General features: G+C 60.8%; 18 protein-coding genes. 9 read left to right on the plus strand and 9 right to left on the minus strand.

Annotation, left to right across the window (positions count from 1 at the left end; all coding sequences use genetic code 11):
* Positions 1 to 82: 82 nt before the first annotated feature.
* Genes CD928_RS22475 through CD928_RS22485 form a run of 3 tightly spaced genes read left to right on the plus strand, consistent with a single transcriptional unit; the run spans position 83 to position 5,500 of the window.
* The gene (locus CD928_RS22475; RefSeq protein WP_095389319.1) at positions 83 to 844 is read left to right on the plus strand and encodes an ImuA family protein; all 762 of its coding nucleotides are present in this window, start codon (positions 83 to 85) and stop codon (positions 842 to 844) included.
* On the plus strand, positions 759 to 2,279 hold the full coding sequence (locus tag CD928_RS22480) for a DNA polymerase Y family protein (protein WP_095389321.1): 1,521 nt from the start codon (positions 759 to 761) through the stop codon (positions 2,277 to 2,279). The genes CD928_RS22475 and CD928_RS22480 overlap by 86 nt, the downstream gene beginning before the upstream one ends.
* Positions 2,276 to 5,500: an error-prone DNA polymerase gene (locus CD928_RS22485; protein ID WP_095389323.1), complete on the plus strand. Its 3,225-nt coding sequence runs from the start codon at positions 2,276 to 2,278 to the stop codon at positions 5,498 to 5,500. The genes CD928_RS22480 and CD928_RS22485 overlap by 4 nt, the downstream gene beginning before the upstream one ends.
* 19 nt (positions 5,501 to 5,519) lie before the next feature.
* Here CD928_RS22485 and CD928_RS22490 read toward each other — a convergent pair whose 3' ends face one another.
* The 3 genes from CD928_RS22490 to CD928_RS22500 form a co-directional block, all read right to left on the minus strand.
* A complete protein-coding gene (locus tag CD928_RS22490) occupies positions 5,520 to 6,263 on the minus strand; it encodes a GNAT family N-acetyltransferase (RefSeq protein WP_095389326.1) in 744 nt (247 codons plus the stop codon).
* 3 nt (positions 6,264 to 6,266) lie between these two features.
* Positions 6,267 to 7,088 carry a nucleotidyl transferase AbiEii/AbiGii toxin family protein gene (locus tag CD928_RS22495; protein WP_255247300.1) on the minus strand — a complete coding sequence of 274 codons (822 nt, stop codon included), beginning with the start codon at positions 7,086 to 7,088 and terminating at the stop codon, positions 6,267 to 6,269.
* A gap of 86 nt (positions 7,089 to 7,174) precedes the next feature.
* On the minus strand, positions 7,175 to 7,783 hold the full coding sequence (locus tag CD928_RS22500; RefSeq protein WP_095389330.1) for a type IV toxin-antitoxin system AbiEi family antitoxin domain-containing protein: 609 nt from the start codon (positions 7,781 to 7,783) through the stop codon (positions 7,175 to 7,177).
* Positions 7,784 to 8,228: 445 nt separating this feature from the next.
* Between CD928_RS22500 and CD928_RS22505 the strand changes: the two genes are divergently transcribed.
* Positions 8,229 to 9,284 (plus strand): DUF3800 domain-containing protein, encoded by a 1,056-nt coding sequence (locus tag CD928_RS22505; protein WP_095389331.1) that lies wholly within the window; start codon positions 8,229 to 8,231, stop codon positions 9,282 to 9,284.
* A gap of 355 nt (positions 9,285 to 9,639) precedes the next feature.
* Here CD928_RS22505 and CD928_RS22510 read toward each other — a convergent pair whose 3' ends face one another.
* Positions 9,640 to 10,257: a hypothetical protein gene (locus CD928_RS22510; protein WP_095389332.1), complete on the minus strand. Its 618-nt coding sequence runs from the start codon at positions 10,255 to 10,257 to the stop codon at positions 9,640 to 9,642.
* A gap of 350 nt (positions 10,258 to 10,607) precedes the next feature.
* The gene (locus CD928_RS22515) at positions 10,608 to 11,033 is read right to left on the minus strand and encodes a DUF1810 domain-containing protein (protein ID WP_095389335.1); all 426 of its coding nucleotides are present in this window, start codon (positions 11,031 to 11,033) and stop codon (positions 10,608 to 10,610) included.
* Positions 11,034 to 11,249: 216 nt separating this feature from the next.
* Between CD928_RS22515 and CD928_RS22520 the strand changes: the two genes are divergently transcribed.
* From CD928_RS22520 to CD928_RS22535, 5 genes are all read left to right on the plus strand, one after another.
* A complete protein-coding gene (locus CD928_RS22520) occupies positions 11,250 to 11,765 on the plus strand; it encodes a sigma factor-like helix-turn-helix DNA-binding protein (protein WP_095389337.1) in 516 nt (171 codons plus the stop codon).
* Between the two features lie 216 nt (positions 11,766 to 11,981).
* Positions 11,982 to 12,632 carry a GntR family transcriptional regulator gene (locus CD928_RS22525; RefSeq protein ID WP_095389339.1) on the plus strand — a complete coding sequence of 217 codons (651 nt, stop codon included), beginning with the start codon at positions 11,982 to 11,984 and terminating at the stop codon, positions 12,630 to 12,632.
* Positions 12,633 to 12,798: 166 nt separating this feature from the next.
* Positions 12,799 to 12,927, plus strand: coding sequence for a benenodin family lasso peptide (locus CD928_RS23205; protein ID WP_176473673.1), 129 nt, complete (start codon positions 12,799 to 12,801; stop codon positions 12,925 to 12,927).
* A 56-nt stretch (positions 12,928 to 12,983) separates the two neighbouring features.
* A complete protein-coding gene (locus CD928_RS22530; RefSeq protein ID WP_095389341.1) occupies positions 12,984 to 13,646 on the plus strand; it encodes a lasso peptide biosynthesis B2 protein in 663 nt (220 codons plus the stop codon).
* Positions 13,647 to 13,765: 119 nt separating this feature from the next.
* Positions 13,766 to 15,400 (plus strand): asparagine synthase-related protein, encoded by a 1,635-nt coding sequence (locus tag CD928_RS22535; RefSeq protein ID WP_176473674.1) that lies wholly within the window; start codon positions 13,766 to 13,768, stop codon positions 15,398 to 15,400.
* On the opposite strand, the gene CD928_RS22540 is transcribed toward CD928_RS22535, so the two are convergent.
* The 4 genes from CD928_RS22540 to CD928_RS22555 form a co-directional block, all read right to left on the minus strand.
* Complete coding sequence (locus CD928_RS22540; RefSeq protein ID WP_095389344.1) at positions 15,367 to 17,505, minus strand: Atxe2 family lasso peptide isopeptidase; 2,139 nt, start codon at positions 17,503 to 17,505, stop codon at positions 15,367 to 15,369. The two genes, CD928_RS22535 and CD928_RS22540, sit on opposite strands and share 34 nt — an antisense overlap.
* 1 nt (position 17,506) lies before the next feature.
* On the minus strand, positions 17,507 to 20,086 hold the full coding sequence (locus tag CD928_RS22545) for a TonB-dependent receptor (protein ID WP_095389345.1): 2,580 nt from the start codon (positions 20,084 to 20,086) through the stop codon (positions 17,507 to 17,509).
* 65 nt (positions 20,087 to 20,151) lie between these two features.
* A complete protein-coding gene (locus tag CD928_RS22550; RefSeq protein ID WP_095389348.1) occupies positions 20,152 to 21,225 on the minus strand; it encodes a FecR domain-containing protein in 1,074 nt (357 codons plus the stop codon).
* Positions 21,222 to 21,800, minus strand: coding sequence for an RNA polymerase sigma factor (locus CD928_RS22555; protein WP_095389350.1), 579 nt, complete (start codon positions 21,798 to 21,800; stop codon positions 21,222 to 21,224). Before CD928_RS22555 ends, CD928_RS22550 begins: the two co-directional genes overlap by 4 nt.
* Positions 21,801 to 22,095: the final 295 nt, after the last annotated feature.

Raw genomic sequence — 22,095 nt, forward strand, 5'->3', positions numbered from 1 at the left:
CGGCGACTCCGGCCCGTTGACTCTCGGCCTTTATAGAACAAAAATAGAACATAACCAACCGCCAAAGCCATGGAGGCCCTTCATGACGGAGAGAGGGCCGCGCCCTCATCTGACGACGCTACGCGCCCGGATTGCCCGGATCGAGGGGGCTGAACGGCGTTCGTCGGGCACTTTGCCGTTTGGGCTCGACGCGATCGACAGGCGCTTGCCCGGTGGCGGGCTGGCGCTCGGCGCCCTCCACGAAGTGGCCGGCGGCGCGCAGGGCGCGACCGATGCGGCCGCCGCCGCCTTGTTCGCTGCCGGCATCCTCGCGCGCGTCAAAGGCAAGATACTCTGGTGCATGACGCAGTCCGACCTGTTCGCGCCGGCCCTCGCGCTGGCCGGTCTCGACCCCGACCGGGTCATCTACGTCGAGGCTCGCGACGAGACTTCGCTCCTGAGCTGCTTCGAAGAGGGGCTTCGTCATGGCGGCCTCGGCGGTGTCATTGCCGAAGCGGCCCGGCTTTCGATGACGGCCTCGCGTCGTCTGCAACTGGCGGCCGAAAGCACCGGCACCATCGGCATCGCCATCCGCCGCTGGCGCCGGGCGGCCGAAGCTTCCGATTTCGGCCAGCCGACTGCGGCCGCGACCCGCTGGCGCGTGACCAGCGTGCCGACCGTGCCGCTCCCGGTTCCCGGGGTCGGGCGGCCGCGCTGGTTTGTCGAGCTCATCCGGTGCCGGGCTGGCGAGAGCGCCGATTTTCTCGTGGAAGGCTGCGATGCGACAGGTCATCTCGCTCTTCCTGCCGACCTGGCCGACCGATCGGCTGCGTCGCAGGCTTGGCTCCAGCGCGCCGCCTCCTGACACACCGCTGGTGCTGGCGGCGATGGAAGGGCAGCGCGGTCTCCTGACCGCGGCGAATGCGGCGGCGCGCGCAATCGGTCTTGTCCCCGGTATGACGGTCGCGCAGGCTCAGGCGCTCGTTCCCGATCTCCAGATCCTCGATGCCGAACCGGATGCCGATCGCGCCGCGCTGGAGAAGCTCGCCCGCTGGTCGCTGCGCCGCTACGCGCCGATCATCGCGCCCGATCCGCCCGACGGCCTCATGCTGGATATCACCGGGGCCGCGCACGCCTTTGGCGGACCTGAAGGAGTCCTTCACGATCTCATCCAACGCCTTGCGGAGGTGGGGACGGCCGCGCGCGCGATCTGTGCGCCGACCTATGGCGCGGCGCACGCGCTTGCGCGCTACGGAGCCGACTCCCTCCGCGTCGTCGATCCACTCGACTTTGCCGCGGCGATCGGCGCGCTGCCCATTGCGGCACTGCGCCTCGACGACGACATGGTGCTCACTCTCGGGCGCCTCGGTCTCGAAACGATAGCCGACCTTGAGGCGATGCCGCGCGCCTCGTTGGCCCTGCGCTTTGGATCGGCACCCGGCCAGCGCCTCGACCAGGCCTTCGGCCGTCTCGCCGAACCCTTCGAACCGATCCAGCCGCCTGAACCCATCACCGTCGAGCGGCGGTTCGCTGAGCCGATCGGCGCGCCCGAGACACTCGCGCGCTATACGGGCAAGCTGGTCGACGAACTGACCCGGCGTCTGGAGGAAGAAGGCGTCGGCGCCCGCCGGCTCGATCTCAGCTTTCACCGGGTCGATAATCGGATCGAGGCTATTCGGGCGGGCCTTGCCAAGCCGAGCCGCGATCGCACGCAGATGACGCGGCTGCTCTGCGACCGGCTGGAGACTGTCCATCCGGGGTTCGGTATCGAGCGGATGCAGCTCACCGTCCCGTTGGCCGAGCCCTTGACCTTCCACATGGTTTCCAATCTCGGCGAGGCCCCCGTCCCCGACGTCGCGGCCCTCGTCGACCTGCTCGGGAACCGGATAGGGGAGGGGCGGCTCTTTCGGGTCGCCGCGCGAGAGAGCGATATTCCTGAGCGTTCGGTTGCCCGCATCGCGCCGATGTCCGATCCGACTGAGATCCGGTGGCCGGCAGCCTGGCCACGCCCGACGCGGCTTTTCGCACGCCCCGAGCCCGTCGACACCATGGCCCTGCTGCCCGACCATCCGCCGGTGCATTTTGTCTGGCGGGGCGTCCGGCGCCGGGTGACGCGCGCTGACGGTCCTGAACGCATCTATGGCGAATGGCATTTGAGCGACGCCGAATTTCTCGGCGTTCGCGATTATTTCCAGGTCGAGGACGAAACCGGCGCGCGCTATTGGCTCTTCCGGAACGGCGACGGCATGGACAGCGCCACCGGCGGCCAAGGCTGGTTCCTGCACGGGCTATTCGCATGAGATATGCCGAACTCCAGTGCGCGTCGCATTTCTCGTTCCTGCGCGGGGCGTCGTCGCCTGACGAACTCTTCGCCCAGGCCGAAGCCTGCGGCCTCGACGCACTTGCGATAACCGACCGAAATACGCTCGCCGGCATCGTGCGCGCCCATGAAGCGGCCAAGCTCGCCGGGGTTCGGCTGATCGTCGGCTGCCGCCTCGATCTCTCCGAAGGCCAGTCGCTGCTCGTCTATCCGATGAACCGCGCCGGTTATGCCCGTCTTTGCCGCCTCCTCAGCCAGGGAAAGACGCGGGGAGGGAAGGGCAAGTGCGTGATCGGGTGGGCGGATGTCGAGGCGTTCGCGGACGATCTGCTCGCGATCTTCCTGCCCGACGAGGTGGCTGACACCGAAGCCGTGTTGGGCCGTTTCGCGCGGATTTTCGAGGGGAGGGGCTATCTGGCCCTGACCCTGCGCCGCCGTCCGGGCGATCAGCTTCGCCTCCATGATCTGACGAACCTCGCGGCCCGCCATCGGGTGCCCACCGTCGTCACCGGCGACGTCCTCTATCATCATCCGCATCGCCGCGTGCTCCAGGAGGTCATGACCTGCACCCGTCACCGCTGCACGATCGACGCGCTCGGTGCGCGGCGTGAACGCTATGCCGACCGCTTCTTGATGCCCGCGGCCGAAATGCACCGGCTCTACCAGCGCTATCCCGCGGCGCTCGCGCGCACCCTCGACATCGCCGATCGCTGCCGCTTCTCGCTCGACGAACTCAAATATCAATATCCCGAAGAAGCCGGCATCGAGGGTATCACCGCCCAGCAGGCACTCGAACGCATGACATGGCAGGCGGCCGAGGATCGTTATCCCGAAGGCGTGCCCGACAAGGTCCAGCGGCTGCTCCGCCACGAACTCCGATTAATCGGCGAACTCGATTACGCGTCCTATTTTTTGACGGTAAACTCGATCGTTCGCTTCGCGCGCAGCCGCGACATCCTCTGCCAGGGCCGGGGATCGGCGGCGAACAGCGCGGTCTGCTACGTCCTCGGTATCACCTCGATCGATCCCGAACGGTCGGATCTCCTTTTCGAGCGTTTCGTCAGTCAGGAGCGCAAGGAGCCGCCCGACATCGACGTCGATTTCGAGCATGCGCGGCGCGAGATCGTCATGCAGTGGGTGTTCGACACCTATGGTCGCGACCATGCTGCGCTCTGCTCGACGGTCATCCGCTATCGCACGAAGGGCGCCATCCGCGATGTCGGTAAAGCGCTTGGCCTGTCCGAGGATCTGATCAAGGCGCTCTCGAGCCAGGTCTGGGGGTGGAGCGACGAGGGCGTCGACGAGAAGCAGGCGGCCGAGCTCAATCTCAACCTGGGTGATCGCCGGCTGCGGCTCGCGCTCGATCTCGCGCGTCAGCTCATCGGCACGCCCCGCCATCTCTCGCAACATCCCGGCGGCTTCGTCCTGACCCATGACCGGCTCGACGAGCTCGTCCCCATCGAGCCCGCCGCCATGCCGGATCGCCAGGTGATCGAGTGGGACAAGGACGATATCGACGCGCTTAAATTCATGAAGGTCGACTGCCTCGCGCTCGGCATGCTCACCGCGATGAAGCGCGGCTTTGATTTGCTCGCCGAGCATAAGGGCATCACGATGAATCTCGCGTCGATCCCGCCCGAAGATCCGCGCACCTATGCGATGATCCGCGCGGCCGACACGCTCGGCGCCTTCCAGATCGAGAGCCGGGCGCAAATGGCGATGCTGCCGCACATCAAGCCGCGCACTTTTTACGATCTCGTCATCGAGGTCGCGATCGTCCGGCCCGGTCCGATCCAGGGCGACATGGTCCATCCCTATCTTCGTCGCCGCGCCGGCACCGAGAAGGTCGAATATCCGAAGCCCGAACTGGAACGCGTGCTCGGCAAGACGCTCGGCGTCCCTCTCTTCCAGGAACAGGCGATGCGCGTTGCGATCGAATGCGCGGGCTTCACGCCGTCTGAAGCCGATCAGCTCCGCCGCGCTATGGCGACTTTCAAGCACACCGGCGGGGTCTCGAAGTTCAAGGAGAAGCTGATCACCGGCATGGTCGAGCGCGGCTATACGGCCGAATTCGCCGAGAAGACCTTCAGGCAGCTCGAAGGCTTCGGCAGCTATGGCTTTCCCGAAAGCCATGCGGCGAGCTTCGCTCTCATCGCCTATGCGTCCTGCTGGCTCAAATGCTGGCATCCGGAGATTTTCTGCGCCAGCCTCCTCAACGCGCAGCCGATGGGATTCTATGCCCCCGCCCAGATCGTCCAGGATGCGCGGGCGCACGGTGTCGAGATGCGACCGATCTGCATCAATGCCTCGCGCTGGGACTGCACGCTCGAACCGATAGGCGAGGATCGTTTCGCGGTGCGCCTCGGCATGCGGATGGTGCGCGGCCTCAACGAACAGGATGCCGCGCGGATCATCGCCGCGCGCGCTGACGAGCCATTCGCCAGTATCGAGGAGCTATGGCGTCGCGCCGACGTCGGCATGGGCGCGTTCAACCGGCTGGCCGAGGCCGACGCTTTCCGTGTGGCGATGCGCCTTGCGCGCCGCGATGCGCTCTGGGCGATCAAGGCGCTGCGCGACGAGCAGCTTCCCTTGTTCGCGGCGGCGGACGCCCGCGAGAACGGATTTGTCCATGAAATCGTCGAGCAGCCCGTGCGGCTCAAGCCGATGCAGGAGGGGAGGGAGGTCGTCGAGGATTATGGCCATGTCGGCCTGACCCTGCGGCAGCATCCGGTTGCGTTTCTGCGGAGCGAGCTTGCCGCCCGCAAGATGGTTCCCTGCAACGCGCTCGATGGAATTCGCGATGGCCGCTATGTCTGGCTCGCCGGGCTCATCCTCGTCCGTCAGCGGCCTGGATCGGCGAAAGGCGTCATGTTCATCACCATCGAGGACGAGACAGGCATCGCCAATCTGATCGTCTGGCCGCGAATGTTCGAGGAAAACCGCCGCGTCGTCATGGGTGCGCGGCTGCTCGGCATTTATGGCCAGGTCCAGCGCGAAGGTGAGGTCGTCCATGTCATCGTGAAGAAGCTCATGAACCTTTCGGACGTGCTCGACACACTCACCCAGCGCGACGCATCGTTCCGCCTGGCCCTGGGACGCGCCGACGGGGTAATGAGCGGCGGCGGACCCGATCCGCGAGCGGAGAAGGGGAGGGTGGAGATGCCCGCTCCCGAGCTCGTCAAGAGCCGTAACTTTCATTGAGCCGGCGGGCGTCGGCCAATTACTTAACGGTGGGCTCCACCACGTCGAGATAGAATGCCCCGCCTTTCCAGTCGCGCGTGACACCGGCTTCCTCGGCTTCCTCATATTTCGCCTTGCAGAAGCAGCGAACCTCACCGTCAACCTCGATCTTGACGGCAAGATCTTTTCCCTCCGGTTCGTCATCGCAAAGACCGATGACCCGGCGCTCCAGCATGATCGTGCCATCATCGAGACGGCTGCCGCGAATACGATGGGACGCTATCGGTGGAACTGGGCCGCGTCCGTACGTTGCTGTCTCCGGATAGAAGCCGATCACGATATCTGCGGTGAGCAGGTTGGCAGGCAGGCCGAACGATCGCCGGAGGATTCGCCGCGCGGTGATCTTGCCCCACTCGCTCAGGTCACCGTACCGCTCAAAACCGTGACGCTGCCAGAAGGTCCACGAGCTTCGCGGCGAACATTCGATCGACAAGACATTCACATTGTCGTTCATTGCCCGCTGCAACGACGCCGCAAACAACGCGTCGCCGAGCCCCTGACGGCGGCAATCCTTGCGGACGCTAACAATGTCGGCCGCATAGTCGCCCACTTGCACGGCTACGGCTTCAACGCCGCGGCGAATGACCCAAAGGTCGCCATGCTCGAGGGCATTCTCGATGATCCGCCGATTGCACCAGAAGCCCTCGCCATCCTCCGCATACTCTCGTTCGAGCCACGCGAGAACTGCGGCGAGATCGGTCGGCGTTGCCTTGACCACATCCATGAATCAAATCTCCCACGGACCACCGGGACGCCAGCGCCCCTCAAAGCCCGCGCCGCTGGCGAGGGCTAAGGCTGGCGGCATCACCAAACGCTCGATCTGCGCCTGAACATCCGGAAACGGCTCTGGCGCGAGTACTATCTCGGTGCGCCTGAGAAAGGCCGCCCACTGGGCTTGCCTCTCGTCCGCATAGGCCGCGGTGAGTGCGGCCGGAATCTGAGCCGGGACTTTCGTCTGGCGCCGCTCGAACGTCGCCGCAATCGCGCGCGCCAGCACGGTGCCGTCAAACTCGAAAGCATTCGCGATCGCCCAAAGGTCATAGAAATCCTTCAGGCGGGTGTTGATCATGTCGAGCGCCACCATCGCCTGGAATTTCTCGGCAACAACCGTTTCCGGCGGATAGGCGCGCAGTTCCGCCATCGGCTGGTCGAGCATCGACGGATAGCGGATGTCGACAGGCGCCGGGGTGACGGCATCGCCAAAGCCGATGTCGACGTGCATTGGCAGCCGTGCGCCCGCGAGTTCGGCGAGAAAGTCGATCCGGACGCCAGCATATTCATCCTCCGCGCGCGCGGCAGCAGCCCTTAGCGTGTCCGGCCTGAATAGGATCCCATCATCCTCAACCTCCACCGCGAAGATTTCCTGAAATATGGAGGCGAGCTTGTCTGGCGTGTTCTCACCCGCGCCAAGCAGATCAAGATCGCCGGTCGCGCGATACGGCGCGTCGGCCCACAGGCTGAAAAGCATCGCACCCTTCAGGATGAAGCGGTCGCGGTGCTGAGAACGACTCAGCCGATAGAGCAGCCGCTCGATGACATAGTGTGTCATCAGGAGCTGCGCATTTTCCCGCCGGCTGCGCGCCCGCGCGACGAGCCGGTCGCGGACCGAGATCGCGACATTCTTGGGTACTGCGCTCACACGATCGCCTCAAGATACGGCCGCATCACCGATTGAACGCGATCGAGCTGCGCATAGCGGTAAATCTGGTTGAGGTCGCGGCGGGAACGGATCTTCATGAAGTCGCGCAGCGCCTCGACCGCCACGTCGATACCGATCTTGTTCCGATGCTTGAAGCAGTCGGCGACCGTTTTTGCCGGGTCGGTGATCGGAACCGGCACGCCATCGATCATGTGGGTCTCGACACCCGCAGTAAGCGCTTCACCGCTCGCGCGCACGATCTTGAGCGCGACCGATGCGTTCACGGGAGCCCAGTCTTTCTGCCCTAGCATCATCCAGACCATATGTGGCGTCTGGGTAGTCAGCTCATGGAACTGCAGCGCCGAGAGGAGGCAGATGACGCCCCTCGGCTGGATCCGGGCAGCCTCCGCCAAGCTGGTGCCGCTATCAATCGGCGCGTCGGCGAGTTTATAAAGTCCACGCCCGATCTGCTGAAGTACCCCTTGGTCGCACAGCCGTTTCACGGTTGCGCGCGTGACACCAGCCGCGTCGAAATCGCGGCCGCGTGCGATGCCGCACTGACGTGCCACCTCAAGGGCCCGATCGCGGTGACTCACTGCTTCCATAGCAGTGATATAGTTCCTTGGTATTTATGCGCAATGACCAAGGATTTGTATCGCGGTTGCGAGTGCGATGCTATCGCTTCCGCATGATGGGCTCAGCTTCATTCTCGGAACGCCACGGCTATCACGGCGCCGATGTTGAAATCACTACCAGAGGAGATGCCCCGGAGGAGGTTCGAGCTGCTGTTCTGATGCACGGTTGTGCCGCTGGCATTGGACCAGGCGGCATGCGCGGCATGGCTGCTAGGCGCTGCTCAAGCGACCCGATTCCAATAATTGTTCGCCGGGCAATATCGAGCATGAGGTCCATCGGCTGATCGACGATGCGCCTTGGTACAAGGTCTACGACATCGCCGAGCGCATCCACGCCGAGCTTGCAAGCCAAGATTATACGGGCGCCAAACAGGTGCTTGCTCTTCATCGCACTGACGTTATTCCCTTCTGAGCCATGGAATGCTTCCGGATCGACGAAAGCGGCTACACCGGGTTCGATCTCCTGAACCGTGACCAGCGGTTCCAGGGTGCCGCCGCCATCGCAATCGAAGATGAGGAGGCCGCCCGGCTGATCAGGGAATATTTCCCGCGATTACAGGCTGGCGAGCTGAAATATCGCGCACTTTCGCGCCGTGCCGGCAACCATCCACGCCTGCTTGCGCTCCTCGCCGAGCTGCTGCGCACATATAAATCTGTGACCTATGTCTGCGACAAGCGGTTCCTGCTGATCCTCATGTTCTGCGACTATGCCGTCGAGCCATGGTATTATGAGCGGGGCTGCAATTTCTATGAAGACGGCCAGAATTATGGGATGGCCTCGCTGCTGGCGACGGCAGGTCCCACGCTGCTCGGCAAGCCGGAGTTCGAAGCGATGCTCGCCGCATTCCAGCGCGCCACGAAGGAAAAGACGCGTGCGGCTCTTACGGACCTTGTCCAAGCAGCGCGCAAGACGAAGTGGGAGGAATTTTCCGAAGCCATCGGTCCGCTCGCCCAATATGCCGCCCCGGAATGCCTGTCGGCGATCGCGACCGAAGGTGTAACGACCGATGCGGCATTGGTTGTCCTGCAATCGCTCATCACCCGCATGGAGGTGATGAGCGATGGTCCCTATCGCGTCGAGCATGATCAGTCGAAGAATCTCGCAACCTATCATGATCTCCTGTGCAGCTTCATTGACCATGAGGGCGAGATCGAGCTTCGCCAATCCGAGATCGCCAGCTTCAAATTCCCGCTGAAGCTGACAGAAGTCGTCCAGGTCGACTCAAAGACGAGCCCGGCCGTCCAATTGGCAGATGTCATGATCGGTGCGGCACTCGAGGCGGCCAATGTCATGACAGGCTTGCGAAGCGAGGGCTTGGACCCGGAGAAGCTGATGCCGCTCTATGCCGAGGATCAATTCATTCACCTGATTCCAACCGTCGACTTCGCGGCGCAGAAACAGTTTCGGCGTGGCACCCAAGCGGCCCAAGTGATCGACTATTTTGCCGCGAATTTCGTGCCAAAAAAGTGACGCCTTAAGGCGGTCTGATGGGAAGAGCGAACTCGATGAATCCCCTCTCGCAGGCGCAAGCGACATTACGCCGATCCAGCAACGCACCGTGACTTGTTGGCCACCACGCGCTGCAGGTGATCCTGATCTTCTACTATGCTGAGGACCGGAGAGCGAATAATAACCGGGGTCTCGACATCGACATGCTGGCTTCGTGATCGGAAGGTCCACATGCTCCGTCACGGCGTCTGAACCAAATTGACGCGGCCGTGCAGGCGGCTCGAAACCCTGCCAGGTCAAAGGGGCGGCTCACAACCGGGTCGTGCATCTCCAGAGGGCGACGATGCGGTATAAGCAAGTGTCCATCTCGGACATGTCAGCCAAATTCATCATGCACTTGTCCCCACGCGACTTGACCTTCCGCTTGCCGTTGCTGCGCCTGCAGCCACTGCCAGGCACGAGCGATGCAGTTGTTTCTCAACAATGCGGCGGTCCATTTCCCTTGCTCGTTGTCGATGAGCGCCAACTCAATCCGAGCCTTGGCGGTCCGGTGCCCGCCCGTGACCTCGACCGTCAGGATGTAGGTCTTGTCGAGGAGGAAGGTTGCATCCCCTGCGGGATGCGTCACGCACCATCCCAACGCGCCATCGCTTGCCAGCGACGCGATTTCAAATTTATCGGTAGCACCGGCAGCCAGCACGAAATCAACTGATAGAGGCGCTTGGGTCTGCGACCGGTGTGCTTCGAGGGCACCTTTTGTCGAAAGTTCGAAAGGCGGAAGCGCTTGGACCGGGAATGCCGGGACCTCAGGTTCGACCCGCGTCAAGTGTGTCTGGACGCCCTCGATCTTTGTGCGCGACCGGTTCTTCACGGTCAGCCAAAGGGCGCTGCTGCCCTGACTGGGGGTGTCGATGGCCACTTCGAGCGCTCTGATCATTAATGGCGAGCGGAGGCCTATATAGGCAGCGATGCCGCCGACCGCGATCAGCGCCATAATGATCCAGCCTGCGTGATCGACGAGTCCGGAAGCAATGTGCAGAGGCGGGCTATCCCCGCCTGCCCGCCTTAACCACTCGGCCAAGTTTTGATCAGCGTCCCGCAGGAACGCGGCGGGCGACGTGCGTGCCAACCAGATTAGGCCTGAGAGCGCCGCTGACAGCCCGACGCAAGCCGCTGAAATATATTTCCACACCGGATTCCCCTTTGATCAAGTGAAACTAAGTTCCGCGCGTCGCGCAACAATTTCTGCCCGCGCGACCATCGATCAAGCGGGCTCGCGGAAAGGGGCGGGTGAAGGGGAACCGAGCCCCGGGATTACAGGATCAATCCCCAGCATTGGCCTGTTCATGCTTTACCGAGCAACTGCAGCGTCATCGGGTCGCGCGCACCGCTAAACCAACGATCAAGCGCAGCGCTGAACAGCGGATGTGGATAGGCTAGCTCGAAAAGGGTGAGCGATGAGCGAAGCTTCTTGGCGTCAATCTCTCCGAAGACTGCATCCGCATCGCTGGTATTGAGGTCCTGCAGAGCCGTCACGCATTCCAGATAACGTGGCCCTAGAATCGGATGGTCCAGATAGGCCTGAGCCTCCTTCACAGAATGAATCGCAAATTGCTGCGCTGTCGAGCTGCGACCTAGCTTCGCAAGCTGAGGAAAAATCCACCACATCCAATGCGTCCGCTTCGCCCCTCGCCGTAATTCGGCGAGCGCAGGCGCATAGGTGAGAATTTGAACCTCCACAAAGCGATCGAGCGGAAATTTTTCAGTCATGCAGACCCCAACGCACCCTGCCTACATCATCGGATGAGGCAGACCCCCAAGGATTTCAGCGTCCATATGGACGCGAAGAAGGGGAGAGGGAAGCGAAAGGCCGGGTCAGTGGAATGTCGAGCGAGTTTGAGCCCGGCGTTCCGGTGACTGCGCGTCATATCCCAGGCTGACCCGTACAGCTTTGCGAACGGTCGGTCGTTCCGAAGGGCCCATATCATGATCACCCGCAAAATATCGGAGCTTCTCCAGCAACTCCTCCATTCTCTGCAAAACGGCGAACTCGTCGGAATGGGATTCCAGCGCCGGGCACGAAGGCGAGAACTCGCCGCACGCGTGGCAGAGGAACTGAAGCGCCTGACGGCACCCCCGCATCCAGCAATCCGGGAAGCTCGCGAACGATGGGCGACGACATCGTTCCTCCGAATTGATCAGGATGAGCGGGTAATCGAGGTCAACCCGGACGGAACGACTTGGGTTCGTGCCTGGGTGAAAATTTCAACTGTATTTCCCGCCCGAGCAGATACGCCGGATCGTCGACGCTTCGAAGCTGCGGTAGCTGACATGCCGGAGGAGATGCGCCAGATATTTCTCGCACATGCGCTGGACGGATTGCCATATGAAACAATCGCTGAGCAACTGCTTGTGGGGGTTGCGGAAGTGCAATTGCAGATGGGACTGGCATTGGCCCGACTGGACGAGGCGGTCGCACATGCCGGGGAGAAATCCCCATAGAAAATGGTCCAGAGATTGCAGTTCAACGGAGAAAGTCGCTCCAAAATTGAGGACTGTTTCTTTTGACCGCACGGTTTTTGCTGATTTATTCTGCCCAAGCCGTTCAAAGTACCACGAGAAGAATCGCGAAACTGATTGGATGCCTGCCCAACCCACCTCCATTTGCGATCGCATCCGGTATTTGAGCGATCGCGGCGGCAAGATTGGGCTTTCATCATGATGCTCTCGAGCCCCGCCACATCATCTCGTGTATACGCGCTCCTGAAGGAAGATATCCTTCGTGGCCGCTTTGCACCCCGCACCACGCTGATCGAGCGATCGCTGGCCGATGACTATGGCACGAGCGTAACGCCGATCCGGAATGCCGCTTCCCAGCTTGTTGGCGAACGCCTGCTCTCACTGCACGCCGGAGGCGGCTACGAAATACCAAATGTCGGTGTGGCCGAACTGAGCGACCTATACTTTTGGCATGGCCAGCTCGTTCGCAGCGCCCTGAATCCGAAGCGCATCGATGCCAAACCAGCCGTGCAGTTGATCATCGATCCTCTGCCGGAGCTGACCACGCCGATCAGCATTGCGACTGCCACGGCTCGATTGTTTTCAGCAATCGCGGCCGTATCTTCAAGTAGCGAACTTGCATGCGCCGTCGCCTCTGCAGGGGAGCGACTCAGCGTAGCGAGGTTGAGGGAGCCCGCGGTTCTCAACGGCGTGGCGGACGAGCTACGGGCGGTCCAGGCCTTGACCGTACGCGGTCGATGGTCAGACCTCGTACGGTCAATTTGGGCCTATCATCGCAGGCGTCAGCGACGCGTTGCTGAAATCGCCGCGGCCATCGGGAGTCCTAGCCGGGACGAACGTTCGTACTGATTCCCAATGAGAATGAAGTCGCTCCCCTGAACTGATCCAAGTTACGCGCAAGGCCCAACCGAGAGTGCCCTCATATGCGGGGGCTTATCGCATCGCTGATCACCGGCAGCGGCACTAGCCTTCGAATGCTGCGTTCCGCAGCGATCGAAAGCGAATGGAGAGAATCATGAACCACGAACAGAATGACGATCTCATCGATCTCGGCGGCGTCACCGAGGAAACCAAAGGCCCGGGCCTTGTCGACAATGACAACATCGGCGGCAAGCTGCCGTTCGCCGGCCTTTCGGACGACTGAAGGGGAGGGCGCGCGACTGCCAAAGATCGCGCGCCCAATCCTTCTCTGGCCGCATCATGGCGTTTGAGATTCAAGATGGAATCCACCTCTGCGTTTGCGGAGATCAGGTCATTCTATTAGACCTTCAGGCCGAGCGATACTTCGCACTCCCGCACAGCCAGAACGATATCCTTCGTCGTTGGCTGACGAACCAGGCGATCGGCGATCACGAAGCCGCCGCACTTAGACGGCTTGAGCAACTCCGGATCCTTCGCTCCACGGAAGGCGACTGCGATGGAACCGATCCGAAAATCCCGGAGGTGCCGGCACCGGTGGCGGGCTTGGACACGATGGGAGTGCGTTCCTCGCTACTGGGAATTATCGAGGCCCTCTTTGCAAGGATGGTCTGGGCGTGGCGCATCAAACACTGGCGATTTGATCGACAGATGCGTCGTCTTCGCGAGCCTAGAAGACGCGCGACCTCGCGCAGACCGGCAGATGCGCGCCAAATAGTCCGAGCGTTCGAGATTTCGGACTTACTGCTCGGCAGCCATGACAAATGCTTGGAGCGATCCTTTGCGCTCGCTTCCGTGTGTCAAAAAAACGGTCTGACCGTGCAAGCAGTCATCGGCGTCCAGAAAGCGCCATTTGCCGCGCATTGCTGGGTGCAACACGGATATACGATCTACAATGAGAAGCCCGACCGAGCCAAATTGTTCACGCCGATTCTGGCGATATGAGGCCGCTCCGATACCTCGCAATGGCTTTCGACCCGCGACATTGGGACGATGACCGCCTCCATTCGCTCGCAGTACAGGCGGCAATGCCAATTGCATACCGAACGAATAGGCTGATCGTGATGGTCACCGATACCGGAGAGGTGAACCGAAATCCGATCGGAGACGGAGTAACCATCGGAAAGATTTTTCGGAAAAAAGGCTCCAACCCGAAATCACCGTCGGGGATGCGTCAGAATGCTCGATCTTCGGAGGAGTTGATCTCAAACTTCTGGGGAAGTTACGTCCATGTTGCCGATGGCCCAACCGGTGTGGTTATCCTGCGCGACCCTTCAGGCGGGCTACCTTGTTATCAAGTCGCCGGTACAGGTTTTGCGGCCTTTGCTTCGGACGCCCCGCTCCTTGTAAGCGCGGGACTCCTGCGACCATCCGTGGATTTAGAGGTGGTTGGCCAGACGCTCTATTTCAGTCAGCTCCCGCGAGTTGAAACGGCTATTGCCGGGATAAAGCAGCTGCTTCCTGGCCATATGCTGACATGGGATGGTCAAAGGGAAGAGATTTCGCAGCATTGGAATCCCTGGAGCCACGTCGAAACTGATTTTTCGAAAAGCACGGCGGAGCGAAGTGACCGGCTTGGACAGATTCTCCGAGATACGCACGCCACGTGGGCTGCCTGCTATCCGCACTCACTGGTTGGGCTGTCGGGTGGCCTCGATTCGTCCATCGTAGCCGTCTGCCTCGCTGAAGCTTCTCAGAGGTTGGAGTGCCTTACTGCTGTCACATCCGATCCTGTCGGCGACGAGCGGCTGTATGCGCGTCTGGTATGCGAGCAAATCGGGGCTCAACTCTTCGAATGCGAATACGTTAGCGACGCCATCGATCTCGATCGTTCAGTTGCTGAAGCTGTGCCCATTCCTAATGGAAAATCTCACGAGAGAGCTTACAACCGAGCCGTCCGCGACGCGGCGCACCGTTTGAATGTAGATGCGTTCTTCGTGGGTGCCGGCGGTGACAATGTCTTCTATCTCACACACTCGGCTAGGCCGATCGTCGACAGATACAGAACCGAAGGTCTGTCCAAGGGTTTGATAGACACAATCTCGGATATCTGCACCATTACGGGCGCCAGCATTTGGCGCGTCCTCCGCGAAGCCATTCGCGTTGGATCTCGCGGAAGCCGTGGCGCAACAGGCTGGCATGCCGATGTCGACTATCTCGACCCCGATTTTTTGGCTGACAAAGCTGCACGCCCTGTCGAGCATCCGTGGTTGAATGCGCCGGCTGAAGCGCCGCTCGGCAAGGTCGGCCATATTTCCATGATCTTGCGTGCGATGAACCACATCGAGCATCGCGACAAGGAATTGGCCGTGCCGATGATCAGCCCTCTTCTGTCGCAACCGGTCATTGAAGCTTGCTTGGGAATTCCATCGTGGGAAGCCTGCGAAGGCGGGGTGGACCGCTCAGCGGCTCGCCGGGCATTCTCAGGTGCTCTTCCGCCGAGAGTTGTCGGACGCCATGGAAAGGGTAGCCCCGACGGGTTCGTAGGGGACTTCATCCATCGCCATCGCGCAGGAATCGCTGATCGCCTATTGAACGGTCAGTTGGCCGCGAACCGTCTAATCGATCGCAAAGCGCTTGAAGCAGCATTGCGTGACGGTGCGCCCCTTCAACGAAATGACTGCGCCCGGATCATGGAGCTGGTCGATACCGAAGCATGGATTGCTCATTGGTCTTCGCCTTCCTTACTTCCCGCCTGAGCATTTAGTGCGCCGGCATGGCCCAGCCAATATTTGCGCATCTCTTGCCACCGCTCGACTTCTGTCCTTCGAGTTGGGTCCGACGGGATCTCGTCCTTGAGCCAGAACCCAAACCAATCCAAATTTCGGCGGTAAACGGCGAGCCTGTGCGCCGGCTGGGATTTGATATGATCCTCATCAGGAAAAACAAAAAGGTCGCTCGGCATTCCCGACTGTCGAAGAGCGGTATGGCTGCCGACCATCGCCAGATACTCGTTCTCGGCAGCTTGAAACAACAAGGGAAATCTAACACGTTGAGGCTGCGGGACAAAAGCTATCTGTGACCAAATGCCCGCGGCATTGTCTATAAGCCGAGGCCATCCACTATCGTGATACGTCTGAGCGATCATTGGTCCGAGAACTGCATCTTGATCTGGCTCGAGGCCACAGCCTGAGACGGAGCCAGCGGCGAACTTGTCACTGTTAATCGCGGCAAATTTTGCTGTTGTGCAGCCGTCGCTTAGACCGGTGATGCCGATCCTGTCCTTCGCCACGAGATTTCTGTCAGCAAGGATTTCGATCGCCGATTCGATTGCGGAAAGGATGTGCTTTCTACCGGCAAAGTCACGGTTGAATGCAGCAGTTCGCTCTTCGGCAGTCTTTTGTCGGCCGACAATGTCCTCATAGGTCAGATTGTCCACGCTCAGCACGAGAAAGCCCTGGTCGGCGAGCGTCTGAATAGGGACCTCGTCGCCTGTGCCGCCACGTAAAAATCCCCTAGTGCGATACTGGACGACCACCATCGGGTAGCGAGTGCCGCGCTGATAGCCGACCGGATAAATCAGGTCGCCGTACCACGGCACGCCCCGCGCGTTGCGCCAATGCAGACGCTCAACGCGACCCAAGTTCGATTTTCCTATTTCGGGGTTGGGATCAAACAGCTTTTCCGATGCTCCGTTCCGGAAATCGAACTTTACGAAGTGGCGGGGTTCGAGGGAGCCTTCGCGCAGGCAGAGCAGTCCGGCCCCCAGGGGCTGACATTCGATGAGAGCATCACCCGTCACCAAGACCCGCTTTGGCAACTCGTCGCCGGGTTTCCACGTGTAAATTCCGGTCAGGCTGTTCGCCCAGCCTTCCCGGCGTGTGAAAATTACCTTCTTCCCGTCGCCGGCCCACCAGACATTCGAAGATCGATCGAGTTTGCAGATTGTCGATGGGCACGAGAGATTGGCCTGCCCGCTGCTGACGACGAGGCGATAATCAGGCGGATAGATCGCCGTATTCTCCGGCTCGCTCCATGCTTCTTGCCTCTCGATATTGACGGCCCGTGGTTGTGATTCGTCGCTCGAAGCAAGTTCATGGGCTTCATCGTCAGTCGCAGCCCTCTCTCGCCCGCTCTCGATGTCTTTCAGCACGAACTTGGTGGAGGCCGCCGGAACTTGAGGTCGAGCCCCTCGAACGGGAAAAGCTCTCTGGTCGTAGCGCCAGCCTGTGAGCCCCTCGACATCGATCTGCCGCTGCAGTTCCGGAATCTCCGGGCGCGTCGCATAGACGATCGAACGCCCATCAGGAGAGAGACGGAAGTCGTCGACGTCGGTAGCAGATTGAGAAAATTGCTTGGCACCCGAGCCATCCACGTTCGCGAGCCAGACTTGGGTTAAGCCATCGGCGCGTTTCAGATATGCAATCCGCCGCCCTCCTGGAAGCCACCGCGGGGTGATTGTTGCCGGCGTGCCTATTGGGAACGCTGACCAACCGTACCAGGCAGGCCGGTCCATAATGAGATCATGACTGATGTCGATCAGGCGAGGCCGCCCTCCATTGCGGGTCGGCAGGACGACCAAACCGACACAATAGCTGTTCGTCGAAGGGTCAGCTCTGTGAATTTGGAACGAAATTGATTGTTCGTCGGGAGAGAATGTGAAGAGATGGCGCCTTGGATCTCCGCCATAGGCTTGCCCAATATCGCGAAGTTTCAGGAGCTGCTCGGGCGTGACGCCGGAGCGATTATCAGCCACGTTACTCGGCGGCAGAAGCTCTCCGCACTCCGAGGCCTTCGCTGTTCCAGCTAAGGCACAGAGCGCGCAGAATATCATCGACGCAGTCGTTGCAATTCGCTCGGCCATTCTACCAAGCCTTCGATAGCGTCAGGCTGAAAGTTCTCCCGAGCGTCGATTGGTTGACAGAGTCGTACCGAAGCGCGGCGGGATCCACGAAGCGGATCGGAGACGGCTTCTCATTAAAGATGTTCTGGATGCTAACCGTGAAACCCAGCCCCCCGAGGAGGCCGCTGTTTCGTTCGGTAGTAAGGTGCAGAACCGTGTCGACGGTTACGAACGCTGGCACCGAGGTAATCGGCTGAAAGCGATCGTCCCGCACGGGGCCGATATAGCTTCCTATCGCGGTGATGCTGACATTATCCTTTTCCCAGCCTCCGCTCAATCTCGCGCGCCAATGGGGTGGCCGGAAGATCAGGCCCGACTGCGCCATCAGGGGCAAATCCGCGGTAATCCGACGGGTGCTATCGAGATAGGTTACCGTGCCGTTGATCTGTATTTTCCCGCTGTCGCCGAAATCGTGCGAATATTTCACTGCGGCGTCCATGCCGCTCAGCGATTGCAGCGAAATATTCTGAAGCCGATTATCGAGTATTGCCGCCACGCCGGCTGGGTCGAAGGCTTGGCCCGACGAGTTTTCGAAGACGCCCGAAATGTCGTCGATTGCACCATTCACCTGAGCGGCGCTCGGGTTCAGCCGCACGAAAGCCGCATAGACCGGGAGCAGGGCGCTCGTAATTGGAGAAAAGGGAGAGCTCACGCGGTTACGGTAGCGAATATGGAAATATCCCAGCTCCGCGCGCAGACCTTCAAAGGGCTCGACTGTCAGCGACGTGGTAAACGTCGTAGCGCGCTCGGGGGTGAGATTCGGATTGCCGCCGAAAAGATAGAGCACAGGGTTGCTGCTCGTCGGTGCGGGCGAGAAAATGAAGCCCGGAAGGAGCTGCGCATTCGACGTCTGCCCGGTCTGATACAAGGTCGGAACCTTGAACGATTTGCCCCAGCTCGCTTTGAAATCAACGCCGTTCGATGGAGAATAGACGACACCAACCTTGGGCGTCGTCACCTGGTCGATACCTCGATGATCTTCGAACCGAAAGGCTCCGACGAGTTGAAATTTGTTGACGAGTGGCAGCGAATTGCTCGGGGATACAAACGGCAAAGAGAGCTCGCCGTAGCCAAAGGTGACCTTTCGCGTCTCCGTGAATATGTCGATCGGCGTTTCGATCCCACCGACGACACGCCGGGAATCGACTGTCAGCTTGTTTGTGCGGACACCGCCACCAATTGCGAGCCTTGCTTCGCCTCCTGGAAGTGGAAACAAACTTCCTTCGGCGCCGAATTCAAAGGACCTCAACGCATTTGCATAATTGGGCAACGCAAGCGAGGCCTCGGCCCGGTTGAAAAAGACACGCGTTGCTATCGACGTGTCACTTTCTCCGTACGTTCCGGAAAAACGAAGCGACCAGTCGCCGCTCAGTCCAACTTCCAGAGACGGCGATACCGACCAACTGTCAGCCGTCGATGACACCACACTGCCTTGGCCATAACAGCTTGGCGATACCGACGCCGTGATGCACCGTGCCGTAGAGCGATGCATATAATGCCCGTCGATCTCGAACTTGATGCCATCGCCCAGGATCTGGCGACCAGCTGCCACAATGCTGACCTGCTTTTGACCCGGTATAAGTGTCGCGTCCGGGGGCAAGTTGCCGGTGTAAGCGCGTTGGCGGGCGGTGATTTCGTCTGCTTTCTGGAAATCGGCGGCCGCCATCAAGCTTCCAGAGCTCCAGGAAGGACCACCCACTAAATTATACTGTTGCGTAAAGCCTCCGCCGTCGGTCGTTCCCGCAAGGCGCACAGACGTGACGACCTCTTCGACCCGGCGCCGCAGGATCACATTCGCTACGCCGGCAACCGCATCCGACCCATAGAGCGCTGACGCCCCATCAGTTACGATGTCGACCCGCTCAATAGCGGACAGCGGAATCGCCGAAATGTCGATACCTTGGCTCACAGCGTCAAAGGCAACCCGATGTCCGTTGAAGAGCGTCAGCGATGCGTCTGGCCCGAGACCGCGGAGGTTGAGGGCGGACGATCCGGAGACGTTCGTGAAACCACCTTGGCCTGCCGCAATAATTGTCGGGTTCTGGCCGCCCGAAAAATTCTGCGGGATATCACGAATGACCTGACCAAGGTCGGTCTGTCCGGCTCGTTCCGCGTCGCGGCGCGAAATTGTGGTCACGGGCGACGTAGCCGGGCCTCCTCGAATGCGCGATCCGGTAACGATAATCTCGCTTTGACCGCTGCTGTCGTTCACCGTCGCTTGCGACGCGGGAAATCGCTCGCGGAGAATGATCGCCCCCCGCCGTTCGAGGATGACGAGGTTCGTCCCTTGGATCAGAGCTTCTACGGCCTCGCGAGGCGTGTATTGCCCTCTCAGGGCCGGCGCTCGCTTCCCGTCTACGATGTTTGTCTCGAAGAATATCTCGCTGTTCGACGTTCGCCCGACCGCGCGCAATGCAGTACCCAAGTCCTGGGCTTCGAGTTGATAACCGCGGCGCTGCTCGGTTTGCGCGGCCGCGGGTGTGCACGCCAGCGCCGCGCTGATCGCGATCGCGGACGTAAAGATTTGGTCCCTGACTGACATGAATTTCGCCTCCCTGTCCCGGCGAGCGCGCCGGTGTTGGGGAAGCGACGAGCGAGGCTCTCGAATTATGAGGGCGGAGTGCAGTTTTCCTTCCGCGGTGATGGGCACGTCTTGACGAGAAGCAGCTGATTGTTTCCGCGAATGAGAGCCAAGCGAAGCATATCGGCGAGATTCTCGGCTAGCCGCTCGACATCTCGAAGGCGGTACGTGCCTGAAACTTTTCTGTCGCTGACGTCTGCGGCCGCCACCAAAATAGGCCCGGTCGCGTAGCGGTTCGCTTCCCCGACGACATCGCCGAGCCGCACGCCGTCATACTCCCTGACCCCTTCGGGCCAACGCCGATCGGTAACGGGCGCATTGGTCACCTGAATCGGGGCCGCCGCTTTCTCGGCCCGGAAAATCAGCTGCTGACCAGGGGCAAGCCGGACTGGCGTTTCAGCCGCAGACAGATCTCTTCGAACTCGGACGTCGACCGAGCCTTCGAAGAGTTGGACCGTGACCCGCTCGTCGCGAGCCAGGCCAACGTCGAAGCTTGTTCCCAGCGCGGTTATGGTCCCATTTCCCGCTGCCACGACGAACGGCCGATTGTCCTTCTCTACATTGAACCGGGCACGGCCGCGTACTAACCGAACATCACGCAGGTCCCGGTCAAATTTGGTCAGCACAAGGCTATCGGTATCGAGCGTCACGCGCGATCCGTCTGGCAACTGCACTTCCCGGATTTCACCGAGCTTGCTCTGCAGCTGGCTCGAGTTTCCACCGGCGGTGCCCCCATTGGCGATCTTGGGGCCATCCTGCTTGAGCGTGCCGGGCGAAACCACGCCGAGATAGAGCACCGCCGCCGCGCCGACGAGGCACAGTGCAAGCCCGGCCATTTTCAGTATTCCGGGCTTCTGACTGGCAGGGCTCGGCGCGGCAGAGCCAGCGTCGTCCGGCGCATCCTCCTTCAGCCCTTTGCCGATACTGAAGGTCTCCGCGATTTTGTTATAGGCCGTGCGATGCAGGGCACCTCGTGCGAGCCATGCTTCGAACTCTTCGCGGCGCGCATCGGCATCCGGGCCGCGCATGATCGCAAACCATTCAGCGGCCTCGTCCCTCAGATTACCGGGCCGCTTTGGCGTATCATTATCTTCGTTCATTCCCGCTCCAGGGCCGCGTCGATGTGGGCGAGAGCGCGTGCGACATGATATTGCACCGTGGGAATCGAAATCCCGAGCTTTTCCCCAATCTCTCTGTAGGCAAGCTCGTCAACACGGTGAAGCAGAAATACTTCTCGCGTGCGATCGGGCAGCTCGGCCAAGGCGCGGCGATAAGCTCGCATCACGTCCTCAGCTTCGATACCGTGATGCTGATCGGGCGAGACAGCCGGTTCGCATCCTTCGCCGATCGGCACATGAAACGATGCCAGTCGCGCCTCCGCGCGCTTGCTGCGGTCGTAAAGCAAATTGCGGGCGATGCGTTGCAGGTAGGCACCGGGTGTCGGCATCGCTCGCTGCGCCAACGATCCCACGAGACGAACGAAGGACTCCTGGACGAAATCGCCCGGATCGTCGCCGTCGCGAAGCCGCGCGCGGAAATACCGCGTGAGGCGAGGAGCTTCCTTCCGGAACAGTGACTCAATATCTTCCTCGATCGCGGCCTTGCCGTCGACAATGGACGAGTCCTCTGCATTCAGCCCGCCCGTCGGGCTGCGGAGATCGCGGTTCGGTGACATGAATGCACTTGGCCTCTCGGGCCGACAGATGTCGGGCGCCCGGGATCGCCGGTGCCAAACTGATGCAAGGTGTGCCGCATCGATAATTTCGACCGCGACCGCTCGACGCAAACAACGAGCGTAGTGATACCCGGCAGGATAATCCCATGGAGCGATTGCCGGCTCTGTCCGCCCCACAGCCATATCCATAATCGATCGGGGCGATGCTTCAAGTCTATGTCGAAGCTCGGTCAGACTAATTCATCTTCAAAGGATCCCCAGTCTCGAAATAAGGAAAATTCCTTGCTGAGGCTCT

The sequence above is a fragment of the Sphingopyxis sp. GW247-27LB genome (assembly GCF_002277025.1).
GTDB lineage: Bacteria > Pseudomonadota > Alphaproteobacteria > Sphingomonadales > Sphingomonadaceae > Sphingopyxis.

What these genes read in the sequence shown, in the direction of transcription:
- CD928_RS22500 (WP_095389330.1), bottom strand. Translation starts at nt 7,783, where the DNA reads ATGGAAGCAGTGAGTCACCGCGATCGGGCCCTTGAGGTGGCACGTCAG.
- CD928_RS22515 (WP_095389335.1), bottom strand. Translation starts at nt 11,033, where the DNA reads ATGACTGAAAAATTTCCGCTCGATCGCTTTGTGGAGGTTCAAATTCTC.
- CD928_RS22540 (WP_095389344.1), bottom strand. Translation starts at nt 17,505, where the DNA reads ATGGCCGAGCGAATTGCAACGACTGCGTCGATGATATTCTGCGCGCTC.
- CD928_RS22495 (WP_255247300.1), bottom strand. Translation starts at nt 7,088, where the DNA reads ATGACACACTATGTCATCGAGCGGCTGCTCTATCGGCTGAGTCGTTCT.
- CD928_RS22520 (WP_095389337.1), top strand. Translation starts at nt 11,250, where the DNA reads ATGATCACCCGCAAAATATCGGAGCTTCTCCAGCAACTCCTCCATTCT.
- CD928_RS22475 (WP_095389319.1), top strand. Translation starts at nt 83, where the DNA reads ATGACGGAGAGAGGGCCGCGCCCTCATCTGACGACGCTACGCGCCCGG.
- CD928_RS22510 (WP_095389332.1), bottom strand. Translation starts at nt 10,257, where the DNA reads ATGGCGCTGATCGCGGTCGGCGGCATCGCTGCCTATATAGGCCTCCGC.
- CD928_RS22550 (WP_095389348.1), bottom strand. Translation starts at nt 21,225, where the DNA reads ATGAACGAAGATAATGATACGCCAAAGCGGCCCGGTAATCTGAGGGAC.
- CD928_RS23205 (WP_176473673.1), top strand. Translation starts at nt 12,799, where the DNA reads ATGAACCACGAACAGAATGACGATCTCATCGATCTCGGCGGCGTCACC.
- CD928_RS22530 (WP_095389341.1), top strand. Translation starts at nt 12,984, where the DNA reads ATGGCGTTTGAGATTCAAGATGGAATCCACCTCTGCGTTTGCGGAGAT.
- CD928_RS22505 (WP_095389331.1), top strand. Translation starts at nt 8,229, where the DNA reads ATGGAATGCTTCCGGATCGACGAAAGCGGCTACACCGGGTTCGATCTC.
- CD928_RS22545 (WP_095389345.1), bottom strand. Translation starts at nt 20,086, where the DNA reads ATGTCAGTCAGGGACCAAATCTTTACGTCCGCGATCGCGATCAGCGCG.
- CD928_RS22525 (WP_095389339.1), top strand. Translation starts at nt 11,982, where the DNA reads ATGATGCTCTCGAGCCCCGCCACATCATCTCGTGTATACGCGCTCCTG.
- CD928_RS22555 (WP_095389350.1), bottom strand. Translation starts at nt 21,800, where the DNA reads ATGTCACCGAACCGCGATCTCCGCAGCCCGACGGGCGGGCTGAATGCA.
- CD928_RS22535 (WP_176473674.1), top strand. Translation starts at nt 13,766, where the DNA reads ATGGTCACCGATACCGGAGAGGTGAACCGAAATCCGATCGGAGACGGA.
- CD928_RS22480 (WP_095389321.1), top strand. Translation starts at nt 759, where the DNA reads ATGCGACAGGTCATCTCGCTCTTCCTGCCGACCTGGCCGACCGATCGG.
- CD928_RS22490 (WP_095389326.1), bottom strand. Translation starts at nt 6,263, where the DNA reads ATGGATGTGGTCAAGGCAACGCCGACCGATCTCGCCGCAGTTCTCGCG.
- CD928_RS22485 (WP_095389323.1), top strand. Translation starts at nt 2,276, where the DNA reads ATGAGATATGCCGAACTCCAGTGCGCGTCGCATTTCTCGTTCCTGCGC.